The 1,784-nt window shown below is 36.2% G+C and carries 1 protein-coding gene; it reads right to left on the bottom strand.

The genetic code is table 11. The features are described from left to right. Positions 1 to 183 precede the first annotated feature (183 nt). Entirely contained in the window at positions 184 to 1,407 is a 1,224-nt protein-coding gene (locus C7954_RS13475; RefSeq protein ID WP_134060310.1) for an IS110 family RNA-guided transposase, read from the bottom strand. Positions 1,408 to 1,784: the final 377 nt, after the last annotated feature.

Here is a 1,784-nt window from a genome sequence, read left to right on the forward strand (position 1 = left end):
AAGTAATACGGTAAGATGTCAAGAGCAAAATAAGAAATAATTTAATTTATTTGGCTGAAATTAGTTGAATTAGGCATAGTTCCATCCGCCTAGCCTGAATAGTAATTTTTTACCAATTCAGCCCATGACTAAATAATAGTTCTGATAGAAAATAAAGTAAACAGACTAATTTGCAATAATTATCTACCTCCGTGGTTGATATATTTCGCCTTTGCTCAGCAAAGCAAAAACGAGACGGACAAATTTACGTGCTGTAAGCACGAGGGCTCTTTTGTGCTTGTGCTTTGGAACTTCATTATACTTTTTGTAGTAGTAGCTTTTGTACCTATCATTGTGTACTCTCAATGAATTAGCAGCTTCTACCAGGTAATATCTAAGGTATTTATTACCCTTTTTAGTTAAATTAGTTTCCTCAGCAGTAAAAGAGCCTGATTGATACTGGGACCAGGTAAGACCAGCATATGAGGCGAGATTAGTTTCTTTGTCAAAACGATTGATATCACCAATTTCAGAGATTATTCCAGCTGTTAGAACTGGACCAATTCCATCTACTGTAATTAAAGTTTGAGGTATTGCTTTTAGCTGTCTCTTAAGGACCTTTTTGAGTCTTTTATTCTGACTCTGATAAAATCTAATGTTATCAAAGGTCATAGAAAGTGTCTGGGTGATTGCCTGATCTATTTCGGGTTTTAAGCGGTATGAATTGCGAGCAGCTTTTTTGAGTGCAGTGGTTATTTTTTCAATTGGAGTAGAACCACCTAATCGATTGTTGCTGTTTTGATGGAGAAATTCAGCCAGCTCATGGATATCAGTATTAACTATTTCCCTAAGTGTGTAGTTTTCCAGCAAAGCCATAGAGGCTTTAGTAAAAGTTCCAAAAGGAGACTTTTGAGTGAAATCTGAGAACTTAAGGAAAACCAGATTTAAAGCTCTAGCTTTTTCAGCTTTAATGTGCTGAGCTAGTTTGAATTTATGACGGGTAATCTGTCTTAGAGCCCTGTAGAGAGCTTCAGGAGAAGATGAATTTTCAACTCTGCCAAAGCGTATTCTATCAGCGATTACCCAGGCATCAACATTATCATTTTTAGGCAGATCTGTGTATGCTTTTTTGAAATTGCTAACTACTTTAGGATTGACTGTATATAATTGGAGTTTGAAATTGGAGTTTAACTTTTCATGGTTTTTAATGAGTCGGTAGCAGTGTTCCCAGAAAACATTGGTAGCTTCCATGCCAACTTTAATAATATCAGGTTTAAGGAGATTGGCATTATCAGCAATTAGATTAATCAGTTTTAAACAACCTGGTCTGTTGTTTTCAACTGAATAGGAGGGGAAAACATCTTCACCCTGATCATCCATTGCACAGGCTACAAGAGAGTCTTTGGCAACATCAATACCGACAAACATTTTATTAATATGAATCACCTCCTTTGGTTTGGGAGTCTAAAAAAGATAACCAGATTTAGTCCCTGAAAAACTGAGAGATCGACAGCCTCGCCATTAGTGTTCACCAGTAAGTTTTGAGTACAGAGGCAGCTGCCTGCTAAAGCAGCAGAAAACAGATGGGACACAGCATACGGGTTAGGAGTTCATGTCAGCCTCAGGGGATCAAACTTTTAAAGTAGTCATGTAAATACATGCTACAGGAGGAATACTAGATCTACCCTGGATATCTTTTGATATCATTATATCAGGGACTAAATCTAAAATTAATAGAAACAAGCAAATTTATTTAAATTAGTGATGAATATTTTATATCACTAAGTATATTATACGAGGAGGAA

Origin of the sequence: Halanaerobium congolense, assembly GCF_004366375.1 — a bacterium.
Taxonomy (GTDB): Bacteria; Bacillota; Halanaerobiia; order Halanaerobiales; family Halanaerobiaceae; genus Halanaerobium; species Halanaerobium congolense.